Below are 15,675 nucleotides of genomic sequence, written 5' to 3'. Positions count from 1 at the left end.
CATAACGCGCGCGCACGGCGCCGCACAAAAAAAGAAAAAATTAATCGATTTTCCGGAATCGCAAATGCTCTCTTCTTTCAACTGCATGCACATATTTTTGATACAAATCCGGGTCTTCTTCCCGAAGCCGCTTCGTATCCAAACGGTTTTCCGTCTTGGCGGGATAAAAATCAACGGCGACGCCGGAGCCTTCGTAGTAATCCGTATCTTTCTGCTTAAAAACATCAATTAATTCAAGACGCAGCGTTTCTTCCAGTTCCGTTAACTCTTCCAGCTCGTCCCGAACGGCTTTGATTTCCCGAACCAAACGAACAATTTCAGGATCCGGTTCCGCATCTGTTTCAACGCCGACTTCTTCATTAATTTCAGAGTTTTCGTCCATAAATTTCACTCTTTTTCAACCTTTCAACCGTCTGTTCGCTTTGTGGTAAAACATTTTTATAACAAATGATGTTTACATAAACCCATATTTCATTTAATATTATCGAACAAAGGAGTTACTATGTCTGAAATTCCCAAAGATTACGTCGCCAACGACATTGAGACGAAGTGGATGAACACCTGGGATTTATCCATGTATCATTTCGACTGGGCGGACAACACGCGCCCGCAATACATTATTGATACGCCGCCGCCGTACCCGACCGGCAACTTCCACATCGGCAACTCGCTCAACTGGTGCTACATCGACTTCGTCGCCCGCTACAAACGCATGCGCGGCTTTAACGTCATGTTCCCGCAAGGCTGGGACTGCCACGGCCTGCCGACCGAAGTGAAAGTCGAAGAAATGAACCACATCACCAAAAACCAGGTTCCGCGCGCCGAGTTCCGGAAAATGTGCGAAGACATGACCCGCGGCAACATCGTCAAAATGAGAAATACGATGCTTCGCCTTGGTTTTTCAAACGACTGGAGCAACGAATTCATCACGATGGAGCCGTCCTACTTCGTGAAAACCCAAAAGTCGTTCCTCAAAATGCACGAAAAGAATTACGTTTACCACGAAGAGCACCCCGTCAACTGGTGCCCGCGCTGTGAAACCGCCATTGCCTTGGCTGAAGTGGAATATGAATTCAACCAAACTAAACTCAACTTTTTAAACTTTTCACTCGCCGAAGACAGCAACGTCAAACTGAACATTGCCACCACCCGCCCCGAACTTTTGTGCGCGTGTGCGGCCGTTGCCGTGTCTCCCGAAGACGAACGCTACAAGCAATATATCGGAAAGAACCTCATTGTTCCGATCTTTGGTCAGTGCGTGCCGATTATCGCCGACGACGCCGTCGAAGCGGAATTCGGAACCGGCGTTGTGATGATTTGTACGTTCGGTGACAAGCAAGACATTCGCTGGACAAAAATTCACAACCTGAAAGTCACAAAAGCCATCGATCGCTGCGGTCTGATGACCGGCGCCGCCGGCAAATACGCCGGAATGACCATCGGTGATTGCAAAAAGCAAATCATTGAGGATCTCAAATCCGAAAAATTCCTGTACGAGCAAAAGGAACTCGACCAAAATGTCGGCCTCTGCTGGCGCTGTAAAACGCCGATTGAAATCTTATCCGAACCGCAATGGTTCGTCAAAGTGAAACCGGAAGAAATTCTGTCGTCCGCCGACAAAATTGAATGGATTCCGGAATACATGAAAGTCCGCCTTGAAAACTGGACGAACACGATGGAATGGGACTGGTGCATTTCCCGCCAGCGTATTTTCGCGACGCCGATTCCTGTGTGGTACTGCCAAAAGTGCGGCGAAATCATGATCGCCGAAGAATCATGGCTCCCGATCGACCCGACGCAAAAGCAGCCGCCAAAAGCTTGCTCCTGCGGCTCGACCGAATTTTACGGGGAAACCGACGTTCTCGACACCTGGATGGATTCGTCGTTGACCGCGCTTCACGTGAGCGGCTGGGACAGCGAACACGAACTCCGCCTGCCGACGCAGCTGCGCCCGCAAGGTCACGACATCATCCGGACCTGGGCTTTTTACACAATTCTGCGCGCCAAGGCGCTTGAAAACAACATTCCGTGGGAATCCATCATGATCAACGGCATGGTTCTCGGACCGGACGGCCACAAAATGAGCAAATCGCTCGGCAACGTCATTTCGCCGGAAGATGTTTTGGTGGAACACAGCGCCGATGCCTTCCGTCAATGGGCGGCTCTCGGCGGCAGCGTGGGTTCTGACGTCATGTTCCGCTGGAAAGACGTCGTCTCCGCGTCACGCCTGATTCAAAAGCTTTGGAACATTTACCGTTTCTCCATGATGAATTTGGACACATTTTCCGAAAAAGACCAAAAGGCGTTTGACGCAACCAAACTCAAACAAACCGACCTTTGGCTGTTGTCAAAACTCAACCGCCTCATCACGGAAACAACCGACATGATGGAAAACGCGCGTTTCGACGAAGCCTTCAAAGGCATTCGTATTTTTGCCTGGGAAACCCTTGCCGACAACTATTTAGAACTCGTCAAAGGCCGCCTCTACGGCAATGACGCCGACGACAAAAATGCCGCGCGCTACACGCTCTTTACGTCAATTTCGACATTATGCAAACTTCTGGCGCCGTTTACGCCGTTTTTAGCGGAAGAGATGTATTCCAGAATCGGATCTGAAAGTGTTCACCAACAAAGTTGGCCGGTTGCCGACGATAAATTCTTGTCTGACGACGCCGAAGACGCCGGCGAACTGATCAAAAACATCACAAGCGACATCCGCTGTTACAAATCAGACAACAAAATGGCTCTCAACGCGCCCTTGAAAAAGATTGAGATTTACAACGTCAAAATCGATGTAGGTGACATTTCCGGCGCCACGTCGTCCCCGGTTGAGTTGATGTCCGGAAAGCCCGAATTCGCTCATGTGCCGGTTGAAGTGAAACCGAACCAGAGTCTCATCGGTCCGACGTTCAGAGACCGCGCCGGCGCCGTTACGGCGGCTTTAAAGGCTTTGCCGCCCCAAGACGCCGACCAAATGAAATCGGCCGGAAAGATTTTGATTACGGTCAACGGGGAAACGCTTGAACTTCCGGAAAACGCGATTGAAATTAAGAAAGAAATGATTTCCGGCGGACGCGAAGTAGACATTTTGAATGTCGGCGACGCAGCCGTTGTGATTGTGAAGTAAAACAGATGATTGAATCCGATTTTCGGATTCAACTTTTTCTTTTAAATTACTGTTTTTCTTTTTATTTTTCCGGTTTTGTTTTCTGTTTTCTTTTTTTGGGCGGCAGCGTACGCGCGCGTTACGGCACTCATTTTGTTTGACTTTTGAAAAAACAGGGGGTGTTTTTCGACGATGTCAAGCAAGCCATCCCGTAAAATCAAACGCGATAGCGTTTGTATTTTACGGATACCACTCAGTAGATACAATCTGAACTGCAAACGGTAGGTGCAACTCAGTTTTGTAAACAATAAGGTGTATTCAGAATAGCTAACAATAGGTGCAATCTGTGCAGCAAACAGGTGCTAATTGACTGTAAAAGTATGTACCAATTTATTTGCTCATTGTATCTTACTTTTAGAGCAATCCGCCAAGTTCAGCCCACCTCACGCCTTCGGCCTTCGGTGTTCTGAACTTGCGGGTTCACATCGGAAACAGTTTCCACACGCAGATTACGGCTGACGCTGCCGGCCACGCGCGCGCTACGGCAGCACATTTTATACAATTTGTAAAAAGAGGGGATATTTTTTCAAAGAATTATAAAATAAAATCGGGAATCTGTCATTGCGTCCTTTTTATTTGTCATTTTTTTCCGAAATTTAAGGGATACCTTTAAGTATATCCCTTCTAAACTCTGTTTCGTTTTCAATGAATAATCATTAAGCGGATTATTTGAGGTTTTAAAAATTATGGCTAAAGTCACAAAAGTTTTGTTATTACTCAACGACATGGTTTATGAGAGCACTGCGCCGCAGCACGCTCTTCGGTTTGCGCGTTGTTACAGGAAGAGGGGCCTAGAAACAACGATTCTCGCCTGGGGGCCGATGGGTGCCATTCTGATGAAGAAAAACAAAGTCGGCACGCAAAACTATGACGCGAAAGTTCAGGAATGCTTGGATTTGGGCGTCAGCATCAAATGCTGCGAACTGGCGGCGTCCATTATCGGCATGGAAAAAGAAGAAATGATTCCGGGCACCGAAATTATTACCACAAAAGAACTGACCGACCTGCTTCTTCAATACACGGAAGAAGGGCAATTGATTATGTATGTCTGATGTATCTGTTTTTGAAAATAATTTAAAGAAAAGGATCCTCCTTTTCTTCTGTTTCATATTTAATTAAATCTTCTCTTTTCTTAAATCATAAGAAGGTGTCGCGATAACGCGCGCGCCGCCGCCCGCCAAAAAAACAAAAAAAAGAATTTTAAATTAATTAAAACAAAAAAGAAGAGAAAAAGAAAAAGCCGTTAAATGGCTTCTCTTTTATCGATAATTCTCTTGGATTTGCCGCCTGTTCTTTCAATGCTGCCGAATTCCAGCAGCTCGACGGTGGTTCTGACGTTCAGCACATTCATGAGCTGCGCCACCACGTTCTTTTGAATCCGGTCCAATTTGAGCAAATCGTCCGTGAACGCGTCTTTTTGCAGTTCGACCTGAACGGTCATTTCATCCAGCCGCTTGTTGTTGCGGGTGAGAATGATTTGGAATTGATTCGTCACTTCCGGAATTTTGGAAATCACATCTTGAATCTGCGTCGGGTAAACGTTGATGCCGCGAACGGTAATCATGTCGTCGGCGCGTCCGATCAGCCGGGAAATCCGGGTGGAACAGCGTCCGCAGGAACATTCCGGTTCCAACAGGCGCGTGATGTCGCCGGTCCGGTACCGGATGCTGATGAGTCCTTCTTTGGTGAGCGACGTCAGCACCAATTCGCCTTTTTCGCCTTCGGAAACTTGTTCGCCGTTTTTGTCCAAAACTTCCACGAAGAAGTGGTCATCCCAAATGTGCATGCCGTTTTGCTCGGGGCATTCAAAAGCGATGCCGGGGCCGAACATTTCGGAAAGGCCGTAAGAGTCGTACGCTTTGATGTTGAGCATTTCTTCAATGCTTTTGCGCATGTTGTCCGACCACGCTTCCGCGCCGAGACAGCCGGTTTTGAGTTTGAGTTTGTCAACCAAATCATTTTCAACGGCCGTTTCCGCCAAATAGAGTGCGTAAGACGGTGTGCAGTGAATGGCGGTGACGCCAAAGTCGATCATCATTTCCAGCTGGCGGAGCGTATTGCCGGTGCCGGCCGGAACGGCGGTCGCGCCCACGCGCTCAATACCGTTGTGAATGCCGAGGCCGCCGGTGAAAAGACCGTAGTTGACCGAGTTTTGGAAAATGTCGTGCTTGTTGATGCCGACCATGGTGAAGTTTCGGGCGAGAAGGTCCGCCCAAATGTCAATATCATTCTTGGTGTAGCCGACGACTTTGGGTTTTCCGGACGTGCCCGAGGACGAGTGAATCCGAATAATGTCTTCCATCGGCGCCGCGAAAAGACCGTACGGGTAATTGTCCGTGAAGTCGTATTTGGTGGTTTGCGGTAATTTTGAAATGTCGGCGAGAGTTTTGATGTCTTCCGGCTTAACGCCGAGCTCGTCAAATCTTCTCCGATAGAACGGAACATTTTGATAGACCGTTTTCGCGGACTTTTGAAGCCGTTTGAGTTGAAGCTCGTTCATCTCCTTCCGATTCATTGTTTCAATATGTGCATCCCAGTATGTCATGAAATATGTCCTTCTTGTACGAAATTAATTTTTTCTGCGTCGCCGATTCAATTAAACTCTATTTTACAGGCTAAGCATGCTATGTTAATACGTGTCATAGTATATAAAGTTTAAATATACCGATTATCACTGAAAAACCAACATTATGTAAATTCTATTCAAAATTAAAATATAGAATAAATGATTCAAATAATTTTTTAAAAATGGTCCTCGTTTTTGACGAATCATAATGCCTGTGCCATAATGCGCGCGCAGGTCCCGCCAAAAAAAACGAAAAATACAAAAAGAAAAAAACGAAAGAAAAAATTGAAATGAAATTGAGAATTGAATTCAATCCTCAATTTTTACAATCCTCAATTTTTAACTTTTTCTTTTTCCGGTTCACTGTTATTATTTGCATTGTCATTTGTTTTCTCCGGCTTCTTAAACCGGCGCATGCACTCCGTATCGTCTTCGATGATCATCATGTGCGGGTACGGGATTGTCACGCTTGGTTCGGTGTCAAAGCGCTTCTTGATGCCTTCCCGAATCGCGCATTCGGCGGAATAGGCGTCGTCGCGGTCGGCGACCCAAAAGTCTAAGGACATGTTGATGCCGGAACTGTCCAGCGTCGTCATTCGAACGCGGACGTCTTCGGAAACTTCCGGATGCATGCGGTAAACAAGTTCCGACGACATCACATATTTGTTTTTCCGGGCTTCTTCCATCATAATTTTCCGGGCGAGATCAACGTCGGATTCGTATGAAATCTGAACTGTCACAGGCCAGCGGACGCTTCGGTCGTTGAGCGTCCAGTTGGTGACGGTCGCTTTGTTCAAAACCGAGTTGGGGATGATGACAAGGCGGTTGTCGGGCGTTTTGATCGTTGTTTGCCGGAGGTTGACGTCGGTCACTTCACCGTAAACGTTGTCCGTCGTCACCAAATCGCCGACGCGCAGCGGCTGGAAGAATGTCAGCGCAATGCCTGAAATAATGTTGCCGAACGTGTCCTGGGCGGCGATACCGATGACAATACCAATCACGCCGGCGCTGAGCAGCAAGGTGGACGACAGGGAACGCAGGGACGGGATGGTGTAAAGAATCAAAATGATGCCGGCCAAATAAATGCAGCCGATTGTGACGTGGCGGAGCATCGTAAAACGGGTGATGTCCATTTTCATGTTTTTCTCGACGCGTTTGGAATAATTGATAAAACGTTTATTCACAAAACGGGCGATGACCGTCGTCGCCAGCAGAAGAACCAATATGTAAATGACGGTTCCGATGTTATCGTAAATCGTCTCGATCACATTTGAAAAGACAGTATATAACGAATTCAATAAATTTTCAAGCACCAAAATCTCACCAACTTGATATCTGTTAAAATGGAACGGGATATCTAAAAATTTCAACATTCAAAATATTTAATAAAAATAATAAAAAGACAAATGATTAAAGTTTTGAAAACATAAAAAACTAAGGGTTCATTTTGACTGTTTTATTTGATCTTTTGTTTCTCAGTTATGTGTTTTAAGTTTTTCGATTTTAATGCGGCAAATTACACTGATATGTCACACTTTTTTGGAACAGTACTGTTCATACATTCTGATTCCGTACAGTTTCCGCAATTTGAATACTGTCAGCTGCTGCAATCTGAATACTGTACAGCTGCTGCAATCTGAATACTGTACTGTTTCCACAATTTGAATACTGTACCGCTGCTGCAATCTGAATACTGTACAATTACTGTCAGTTGATTCCAATTTCTATCTTTGGGGATAATCTCAATCCTTGTCATTGGCTGCGCCAATGACAAGGATTGAGGGGCACATTCCGGATAAAGGAACTGAAAACAGAGACCGGATGCGAAACCAAATTAAAATCAAAAGAAAACCAATTCCGGTTTTTGAGAAAAAGAAAAAAACATCTCCGGATTTTGCGCCGTTCCCGCCCGCGCGCGTAATCGCAATCACTTTTCATGAAACGCAAGCCAAAACCAAACTCCGGTTTATTCGCCTTTCGTAATCAAATCGTATGCCACGTTCGCTTTCACGATTGTCGGCACTTTTCCCCAGATGCCGATGTCGTTTCCTTCAATCAAAACGGCGCCGTCGATGCCGGGAACTTTGATGACCGACAATGCTTTTTCGATATTTTCAGCCCCTTTCTCTTTGAGCGCGTTTCCAAGTGCCGTGGCCGCAGCGTCCGCCAACGCGACGTTTTTGGAGAAAATGATGGCGGCGTCGGAAATGCCGAAACTGATGGAGTGGCCGACCGTTCCCGAAGACGTGCAAATGCCGAGAATTTCCGGAGACGGGTCAATGGAAAACCCTAAGTTTCGGACCTTTGATTTTCCGGCGTAAATGCCAATGACAAGCGGTTTTGCGCTGTTGTTGTACAGCGCGATATCGCCGCCGTTATCGATGACGGCAACGGTGGCGCCGGCTTCTTTCATCTTTTGAACAGCGGATTCGGCAATCACGCCGGCGACCGTGCTCATCGGGCCGATGTCAAAAGTGTTCGCCGTTTCAATCATCCGGCGGATCAGCGGGTGCGTCGACGGATCCGGTTCGTAAGATTCAAGCGTGACTTCAAAGAAAGGATTTTGGGCGATGTAATTCTCAACAACGGTGCGGTGAGCGGCCAGTTCCTGTTTGGCGATTTCAATCAAATATTCGGAATCGGTCAGAATCGTGACGATGGTTTCCTTAATTTCAAAATGCGTTTTAATCAAAATATCACCAAACAAAATGCCAAAAAAGAATGAGAAGAACAAAAAATAATTAAAAACAAGAATGAAAGACTTTTATTTCATCTCTCATTCGAGATCTCATTTGTTAATTTATGAAATAAATTTAAATCCGTTAAATCTTGGATTTGATTTTCTTCATGCGTTCGACCGCTTCATTAATGCGGGTGACTTCTTTGGTGAGCGCGAACCGGACGAATCCTTCGCCGCTCTTTCCGAAACCGACGCCCGGCGTTACGACAATGCCGGCTTCTTCCAACAAGAGTTTTGCAAAGCCCATGGAGTCGTAACCTTCCGGCACCGGCGCCCACACATAGAACGTGGCTTTTTGCGGCTTCACGTCAAGGCCGATGGATTTAAGGCCGTCGATGAGCACGTTGCGGCGCTGCGTGTAAACGGCGTTCATCTCGGCGACGCATTGCTGCGACGACGTCAAAGCGGTGATGCCGGCGCGCTGAATCGCGTCAAAAGCGCCCGAGTCAATATTGGATTTGACTTTTCCGAACGCAGCGATCAGATCTTTGTTGCCGACGGCAAAGCCGAGGCGCCAGCCGGTCATGTTGTAGGTCTTGGACATCGAATAAAATTCAATGCCGACGTCCATGGCGCCCGGAATTTCAAAGAAGCTCGGCGATTTGTAGTCGTCGTACACCATTTCCGAATAAGCGTTGTCGTGCACCACAATTAAATCATTTTCCTTGGCAAACTTCACGGTCTTTTCAAAGAACGCTTTGTCCGCAACGGCGCCGGTCGGATTGTTCGGGTAGTTGATAAACAAAAGTTTGGCCTTTTTCAGAACGTCTTTCGGAATCGCATCGTAGTCCGGCAAAAAGTTGTTTTTGGCCAGAAGCGGCATTTCATAAGGCACGCCGCAGGCGAATTTTGTGCCGATGGTGTAAACCGGATAGCCCGGGTTCGGACAGAGGACGACGTCTCCCGGATTGATGAACGCAAACGGCACGTGAGCGACGCCTTCCTTGGAACCGAGAAGCGTTAAGACTTGCGTTTTCGGGTCCACCGTCACGTTTCGGGTCTTTTTCATCCAGTCCGCCACAGCGACGCGGAATTCCATGAGGCCGACGTAGGACGGATACTGGTGGTTTTTCGGATCGCGAACGGCGTCCACCATGGATTCGACAATGTGGGACGGTGTCGGGCGGTCCGGGTCGCCGACGCCCAAGTCGATCACGTCGACACCTTTGTCAATCATGGCTTTCTTGGATTCGTCGATCGAAGCGAAAAGATACGGCGGTAAAGTCAGAATGCGTTCGGAATAATTCATTTTATCACTCTTTTTTTAGAAATTCATCATTGGGTATAAAATTTGTTGTTGAATTTAAATTAAAATATAAAACAATCATTCAATTGAATATTTGTATATAGCCATTCCTATCGAAAACGAAAGAAATATTGACAAAAAGACAACTTAATTAGTTTTTTTATTTTTGACGTGAGGTTTTTATAACCGAAAGCCTATGTTGTTTTGGTGAATTTATGCGTCACGTTATGGAAATGGTCGGAAAATCACGCGTCGTCGTTGAAAATGGTCTTGTTGTCGAAGTGTCGGAACCGGAAGTCGTCTGGTGTCCTCTCTTTGACAAAATGCGCGGCATTAAGGAAATCAGTCCGGCCGAAGTGAAAAAAAATATGGAATTCCGGATTGAAACGTTCGGTCTTTTTACGCCTGACCGCCAGCTCGACGGTTTTGACGATTTCGTCGGTTTCGGCGCGTCTGAAACCATGATGTCCGGACTCGAAAACGGCATTATTGACGCGTCCGTCAGCGTTTGCGACGGCGCAGGAACTGTTATTACAAAAAATCCGTCATTGGTTCAGGGCATGGGCGCCCGGATGTCGGGACTCGTTTACACCGAACCGATTCCGGAAACGATTCAAAAAATCAAAGACCGGGACGGTATTGTTTTAGATGAAAAAACCGCCGTGATTGATCCGGTTCTCGGCGCCAAAAAAGCGGCCGAGCTCGGCTTTAAAAGAATCGCCGTGACGGTGGCGGACGCCGAAACAGCCGCCAAAGTCCGGGCGATGCAGGATGAATATAACGTCTATTTTATGATTATTGCCGTTCACACCACCGGTCTGTCATGCGCTGAATCTGAAAAGATTGCAAAGCTGGCCGATATTGCAACTTTGTGCGCCTCCAAACATTTGCGCAGCATTCAGCCGCTGCTTCAAGTCGGCACAGCGGTGCCGCTGATTGCGATGACGCAGGAAGGACGGGCCTTGTTGCTGGAACGCGCCAAATTTGTGAAAAGTCCGCTGCTGGTTAACACGATGCCGCTCCCATATCTTCCGGAACAAAAGCAGCCGAGAGATTTAATCTAATATTTTTGGGGAATTTTGAATGAATAACGGCAACGAAACGAATATGGAAACGGAATGTTTTGATGTGATCGTCATCGGCGGCGGTCCGATCGGGTCGACGGCCGCGCGCCACGCCAAATTAAACGGTGTACCGCGCGTTTTGATGATCGAAGACAATTCCAAAATCGGCATTCCGGTGCAATGCGCCGGTCTGCTGAGCGTTGCCGCGTTGCGGGAATCTGAAGTCGAGCCGGACGACTCTTTTGTTTTAAACAGCGTGATCGGCGCGGACGTTTATCCGCCGTCGGGCGTTCGCATGCAAATCAAAGGAAAACAAACGATGGCTTACGTTGTTTCCCGGTCCGCTTTTGATCAAAAGCTGGCGGATATGGCCGAAAAAGCCGGCGTTGAAATTCGTCTGAAAACAAAAGCATTGGGGATGAAACGGGGACCTGATCCGGAAAAGAAGACGGCGGTTTCTGAAAATAATAATGATAAAACCGATACCGGAATTGTTGAGCAGGGCGGCCGAGTCGTTGTCAAAAATACGGAGGCGATTGACGCTGTCTTTGAAGAGCAGGACGGTTGGCTTTTAACGGTGGCTAACGAGGGCGTCACCAAAACACTCTTTTCCAAAATCATTATTGCCGCCGACGGGGCCAACGGCCGCGCGGCCGGCTGGGCCGGTCTTGACGGCTGCGAAAAATTATTGTCCGGCATTCAAGTCGACGCCGAATATGAATCGATGGATTCTGATTTTGTGGAAGTTTTCGTCGGCAGCGTCGCCCCCGGTTTTTTTGCGTGGACGATTCCGATGTCGGACAAAATGTCCCGAATCGGGCTGGCGATTGACCGCGATGTTGCCAAAAAATATTATCCGGACGATGAACAGAAAGCCAATGCCAAGTCTTTCTTGACAGCGTTTTTAGCGCGGCCGGAAGTGGCGTCTAAAATCAAATCTGAGACAAGCAATTTAACGGCCGGCAACATTCCGATCGGCCCGATGAAAAAGACATACGCTGAAGGATTTATGGTCGTCGGCGACGCGGCCGGCCAGTGTAAACCCGTTTCCGGCGGCGGAATTTATCCGGGCGCTGTGGCGGCGAAAATTGCCGGTAAAGTGGCGGCGGAAGCTATTCTGCAAAATGATTTTTCCGAAAAGAAGATGTCGGAATACGAAAAAACGTGGAAAAAAGAACTCAAGCGGGAGTTTGATATCGGCATGATGGCGCATGGGCGCCGTGAAAAAATGAGCGACGCCGATATGAACGCGATTTTCGCGGAACTGAACGATCCGGAAATTGTGGCGATCATTAACGAATACGGCGATATGGATCATCCGTCGGTTTTGATTCAAAAACTGATGCTGTCCAAGCATTCGTGGAAGATGGTGAAGGTTTTTGGGGCATTTTTGAAGTCGTTGATTTAAAAACAGATAAATCAATTATTTGACTGATTCAAAAGAGAAATAAAAGCATGATTTCTCATGCTTTCATCTCATTTTTCAATGGAAAACTTACAGTTTTTCAAAATCATTCAATTTCCATTTACCGTTGACAGCGTCTTCTTTGATGCCGTAGATTCTGAAATAGGTGAACCAGCCTTCGTTCGGGCGTGTCTTTATCCACTGTTTTTCAAACCCTTTCGGTGCGTCCGGGCCGACATACAAATCAATACTGCCGTCGCTGTTTGTCTGGAATTTTTCATTCAAAGAACTGAGACTGGCTTTGTTTTGATCGGTGACGACTTCGGAACGGTTGCGGACGTCGTAAACGGTCATTGACCAGAACTGTCCGGCCGGAACGGGGCCCGGAATATTCAATTTGTAGTTGACGGATCCATTCAAGAAAGCGCCTTTATTGTCTTTGACGCTCATCATGTAAATGGAACCGGGGCCGGCGTTTCGCGCAAACATACGTTTGGAACAAAGCGTTGCCTGATAAAACCAACGTTCACGGGCATAGAGGTCCATGTAATTTTCATTCTAAAATCCGGTTTCTTCAATCAGCGCCACCCATTCCCAATTTTTACCGTTCCAAATCAACCGGTCGGGACGGTCAGAACACAAGGCTTCAACCATCATTTGACCGAGTGCGGTTTGACCGGCTTCCAAGAGGATTTTCTTGGTTTCTTCATCTTTGGGGAACGGTTCGCCGCGTTTGATGCCGACATCGGCGAGACGGCCGTATTCCATGTAGAAATCAGGGAGCAGAACATCTTTGTTGATGATATCGTGAAGATCCGTCCAAAACTCCAATGTCTCCTCACGCAGAGTCGGAGAAGCCACAACTTTTTTGCCGGAAATATCCACAATTTCGGTTTTTTCATCTTTTTGGCCGTACGGGTATGTTTTAATTTTTTTGAGAAGGTCAAGGCCGCTTTTTAAATTTCCGGGTTCCGGAACCGCGCGGATGGCCGCAAATAACCGGTTTGTTTCAACACGGATGATATAATAACCGTCCTTGGGCAGTTCCTTTTTGTTGCTCGGACCGACAATCAGGTATTTTCCGCCTTTGCCGCCGTCCGGACCGACTAAACCGACGCCGCCGACTTCTTGGAAGTATAAATCATTTTAAACGCCCATGGTGTTGCCGGCCGGCACGTCAATCACAATCGGATCTTGGGTCGTGTCAATTAATAGAATACCGTACGGTGTGTCCGAATTCGCCGTCAGCGCGTTTTGCTGCGGGTCGGTCAGGCAAATGCCGTGACGTTGGTTTGGAATCATACCGATGGCCATGTTGTCTTTGAAAAACGACCACACGGAAACACATGGATAAAACATTCGAAAAGCTTCGACGGCGCGCGTCACTTTTAATTCTCGGTTGATTTTGGAAATTTGTTCGGCTGAAAAATAGTTTTGGCGGTTAAGCATATTGATTCCTCTTTGCTGGTTTGTGAGACAATTGAATAATCATATTGAAACAGCCGGATTATTTGGAAATGATTGAAAAACAAAAAGGGCGGATTTCCGCCCTTCAAATAAACAATACCGGCTTTACAGCTCGTTTTATTCTTTGGAAAACTCAACGGTGAATTTTCTTTCCGCATTTTTGGGATTCGAAATGTAGAGGTTGCGGTGCGTTGTGTTTTTCTCGGTCATTCCGGTTTTTGCGTCGGCAATCCATGTGCCGTCGGGTCCGAGGCGGTCAATTTTCACATCAAAGGTGACGCCGGTCGCTTCGACCGGATTTGGGGTGTCGTAATCGTAAAAGACTTTGACTTTAACGTTGGCGTCTTTGCCGAGCGCCTCGGTTGTAAAATTGATGCTGGATCTGTGCTTTTCTTCCGGTAACGGGCTTTTTTCACTGGTAATGGCAACTTTCATTTGAATTCTCCTTTTGTATTTTTCAAGATTTTAAAGTGCAGCTTAGGCTGCCATTTAATGATTTTTATTTTTAGCCGCGGTCTTTTTTATTTGGTGTAAGCCGTTTTCAAATTCGGTCACTTTGATCATGCGCGGCAAAATCATTAAAACAATAATATAATATTTTAATTATATATATTTAATGCTTAAAATAAAAATTATAAAATAAATTTATATTTATTATGCCGTTTCCTGTTGTATTTTTGGTCTGAGAAAGTGTTTTCCTTGTTTGCTGTTTGGAAAAGTTCATATAAAAAGCGTTGAATGAAAGGGTATGACTGAACCTGTCCCTGAAAAAAGCATTGTGATCGTCCGGTACGGCGAGTTGTCTCTCAAAAGCCGCGGCGTTCGGGACCGGTATGAAGAAATTTTAAAAATGAATATTCACGCGATGCTCAAAGCGAACGATGTTCCTTTTTCCGGCATTCGGCGTGATTACGGACGTATTTTTGTCGAGACTCAAAGCCCGCAGGCGCCCGAGATCATCGCCCGGGTTTTCGGCGTCGTCAGCGTTTCGCCGGCTTATGTTTGCGCTTCCGTTCCGGAAGAAATTACGTCTTTGTGCGCGGCGGTGTCCGTCAGCAAAATTCGTGACGGCGACACGTACGCGGTTCGCGCGCGCCGAAACGGCAATCATTCTTTTTCATCCAACGAGATCGCACGCCTGTGCGGCGACGCCATTTGGGAAAAATTGACCGATTCCGGGAAAACGCCGGCGGTGGATCTCACCAATCCGGACAAGGAGATTTTTATTGAGGTCCGGCAAAGCCAATCTTATGTTTATTTCGACAGCGTCAAGGGTCCGGGCGGTTTTCCGACGGGCACGCAGGGAAAAATGGTTGTTTTGTTGTCGGGCGGCATCGATTCCCCGGTGGCGGCTTGGCTCATGATGAAGCGCGGTTTGGATATTATTCCGGTTTTTTTTGATAATTCACCATATATGAGCCCGATCGCGCTTGAAAAAGCGCTTGATAACGCCAAAGTTTTGTTTTCCTGGATGCCGGGCCGCAAACACAAAGTTTACCGCGTTAAAAACGGCGAATACATGACGTCGATGATGGAAACTTGCCATCAGAAGAACATTTGTCTGATGTGCAAACGCTTCATGTTCCGGGTGGGCGGCGAAATTATGAAAATGACCGGTGCGTCCGGCATTATTTCCGGATCATCGCTCGGGCAGGTCGCGTCGCAGACGGCTGAAAATATGCTTTCGGAAACGTACGGGCTTTGCCTGCCGCTTTACCACCCGCTGATTGCGTTTGATAAACAGGAAATTATTGAAATCGCTCAAAAAATCGGCACGTTTGACAACTCGATCCGCAGTTCGGATGAAAAAGAGTGTTCGGCGGTTCCCGAAAAACCGGAAGTGAAAGCGAAGTTGACGACGGCGTTGGATGAAGAGGAGCGGTTTAATTTTAATTTGAACGGACTGATCCAAAAATTGGCTCGGGAAGCCGAAGTGATTGAATTTCCGGGCGTCTGATTTCCGGCCGGCCGCAGCATGTCCTTTTTTGAAATGAAACCTGAAATATGATGGAAGTCATATT

The 15,675-nt window shown here is 47.0% G+C and carries 13 protein-coding genes and 1 pseudogene; 5 read left to right on the top strand and 9 right to left on the bottom strand.

Annotated features, from left to right (window positions below; translation table 11 throughout):
- Positions 1-40 precede the first annotated feature (40 nt).
- On the bottom strand, positions 41-382 hold the full coding sequence (locus MsAg5_RS05100; RefSeq protein ID WP_338099545.1) for a hypothetical protein: 342 nt from the start codon (positions 380-382) through the stop codon (positions 41-43).
- Between the two features lie 120 nt (positions 383-502).
- Between MsAg5_RS05100 and MsAg5_RS05095 the strand changes: the two genes are divergently transcribed.
- Together MsAg5_RS05095 and MsAg5_RS05090 are read left to right on the top strand one after the other, a co-directional pair.
- The gene (locus tag MsAg5_RS05095) at positions 503-3,127 is read left to right on the top strand and encodes a valine--tRNA ligase (protein ID WP_338099544.1); all 2,625 of its coding nucleotides are present in this window, start codon (positions 503-505) and stop codon (positions 3,125-3,127) included.
- Between the two features lie 725 nt (positions 3,128-3,852).
- Positions 3,853-4,218, top strand: a complete 366-nt coding sequence (locus tag MsAg5_RS05090) for a DsrE family protein (protein ID WP_338099543.1) — start codon at positions 3,853-3,855, stop codon at positions 4,216-4,218.
- A gap of 191 nt (positions 4,219-4,409) precedes the next feature.
- On the opposite strand, the gene MsAg5_RS05085 is transcribed toward MsAg5_RS05090, so the two are convergent.
- From MsAg5_RS05085 to MsAg5_RS05070, 4 genes are all read right to left on the bottom strand, one after another.
- Positions 4,410-5,711, bottom strand: coding sequence for a phenylacetate--CoA ligase family protein (locus tag MsAg5_RS05085; protein ID WP_338099542.1), 1,302 nt, complete (start codon positions 5,709-5,711; stop codon positions 4,410-4,412).
- A 353-nt stretch (positions 5,712-6,064) separates the two neighbouring features.
- Complete coding sequence (locus MsAg5_RS05080; protein ID WP_338099541.1) at positions 6,065-7,045, bottom strand: mechanosensitive ion channel family protein; 981 nt, start codon at positions 7,043-7,045, stop codon at positions 6,065-6,067.
- A gap of 653 nt (positions 7,046-7,698) precedes the next feature.
- The gene (locus MsAg5_RS05075) at positions 7,699-8,421 is read right to left on the bottom strand and encodes a UPF0280 family protein (protein ID WP_338099768.1); all 723 of its coding nucleotides are present in this window, start codon (positions 8,419-8,421) and stop codon (positions 7,699-7,701) included.
- A 133-nt stretch (positions 8,422-8,554) separates the two neighbouring features.
- Positions 8,555-9,721 carry an LL-diaminopimelate aminotransferase gene (locus tag MsAg5_RS05070; RefSeq protein WP_338099540.1) on the bottom strand — a complete coding sequence of 389 codons (1,167 nt, stop codon included), beginning with the start codon at positions 9,719-9,721 and terminating at the stop codon, positions 8,555-8,557.
- A 212-nt stretch (positions 9,722-9,933) separates the two neighbouring features.
- On the opposite strand from MsAg5_RS05070, the gene MsAg5_RS05065 reads away from it, so the two are divergent.
- The gene (locus MsAg5_RS05065) at positions 9,934-10,782 is read left to right on the top strand and encodes a methanogenesis marker 8 protein (RefSeq protein WP_338099539.1); all 849 of its coding nucleotides are present in this window, start codon (positions 9,934-9,936) and stop codon (positions 10,780-10,782) included.
- 19 nt (positions 10,783-10,801) lie between these two features.
- Entirely contained in the window at positions 10,802-12,190 is a 1,389-nt protein-coding gene (locus tag MsAg5_RS05060; protein ID WP_338099537.1) for an FAD-dependent monooxygenase, read from the top strand.
- A gap of 87 nt (positions 12,191-12,277) precedes the next feature.
- On the opposite strand, the gene MsAg5_RS05055 is transcribed toward MsAg5_RS05060, so the two are convergent.
- The 4 genes and pseudogenes from MsAg5_RS05055 to MsAg5_RS05040 all read right to left on the bottom strand — a co-directional run bounded on the left by MsAg5_RS05055 (position 12,278) and on the right by MsAg5_RS05040 (position 14,089).
- Positions 12,278-12,733 (bottom strand): DUF1214 domain-containing protein, encoded by a 456-nt coding sequence (locus MsAg5_RS05055; protein ID WP_338099536.1) that lies wholly within the window; start codon positions 12,731-12,733, stop codon positions 12,278-12,280.
- Between the two features lie 12 nt (positions 12,734-12,745).
- Positions 12,746-13,072: a hypothetical protein gene (locus tag MsAg5_RS05050; protein ID WP_338099780.1), complete on the bottom strand. Its 327-nt coding sequence runs from the start codon at positions 13,070-13,072 to the stop codon at positions 12,746-12,748.
- Positions 13,073-13,150: 78 nt separating this feature from the next.
- Positions 13,151-13,489 (bottom strand): annotated as a pseudogene (locus MsAg5_RS05045) (DUF1254 domain-containing protein); the annotation flags it as partial.
- Positions 13,490-13,771: 282 nt separating this feature from the next.
- The gene (locus MsAg5_RS05040) at positions 13,772-14,089 is read right to left on the bottom strand and encodes a hypothetical protein (protein WP_338099535.1); all 318 of its coding nucleotides are present in this window, start codon (positions 14,087-14,089) and stop codon (positions 13,772-13,774) included.
- A 313-nt stretch (positions 14,090-14,402) separates the two neighbouring features.
- Here MsAg5_RS05040 and thiI point away from each other — a divergent pair, with 313 nt between their 5' ends.
- Complete coding sequence (gene thiI / locus MsAg5_RS05035) at positions 14,403-15,611, top strand: tRNA uracil 4-sulfurtransferase ThiI (protein WP_338099534.1); 1,209 nt, start codon at positions 14,403-14,405, stop codon at positions 15,609-15,611.
- Positions 15,612-15,675 lie beyond the last annotated feature (64 nt).

The sequence above is a fragment of the Methanolapillus africanus genome (assembly GCF_032714475.1).
GTDB classification, from domain to species: Archaea; Halobacteriota; Methanosarcinia; order Methanosarcinales; family Methanosarcinaceae; genus Methanolapillus; species Methanolapillus africanus.
Note: the sequence above shows the minus strand (reverse complement) of the source record. Positions and strands in the feature narration are given on the sequence as shown.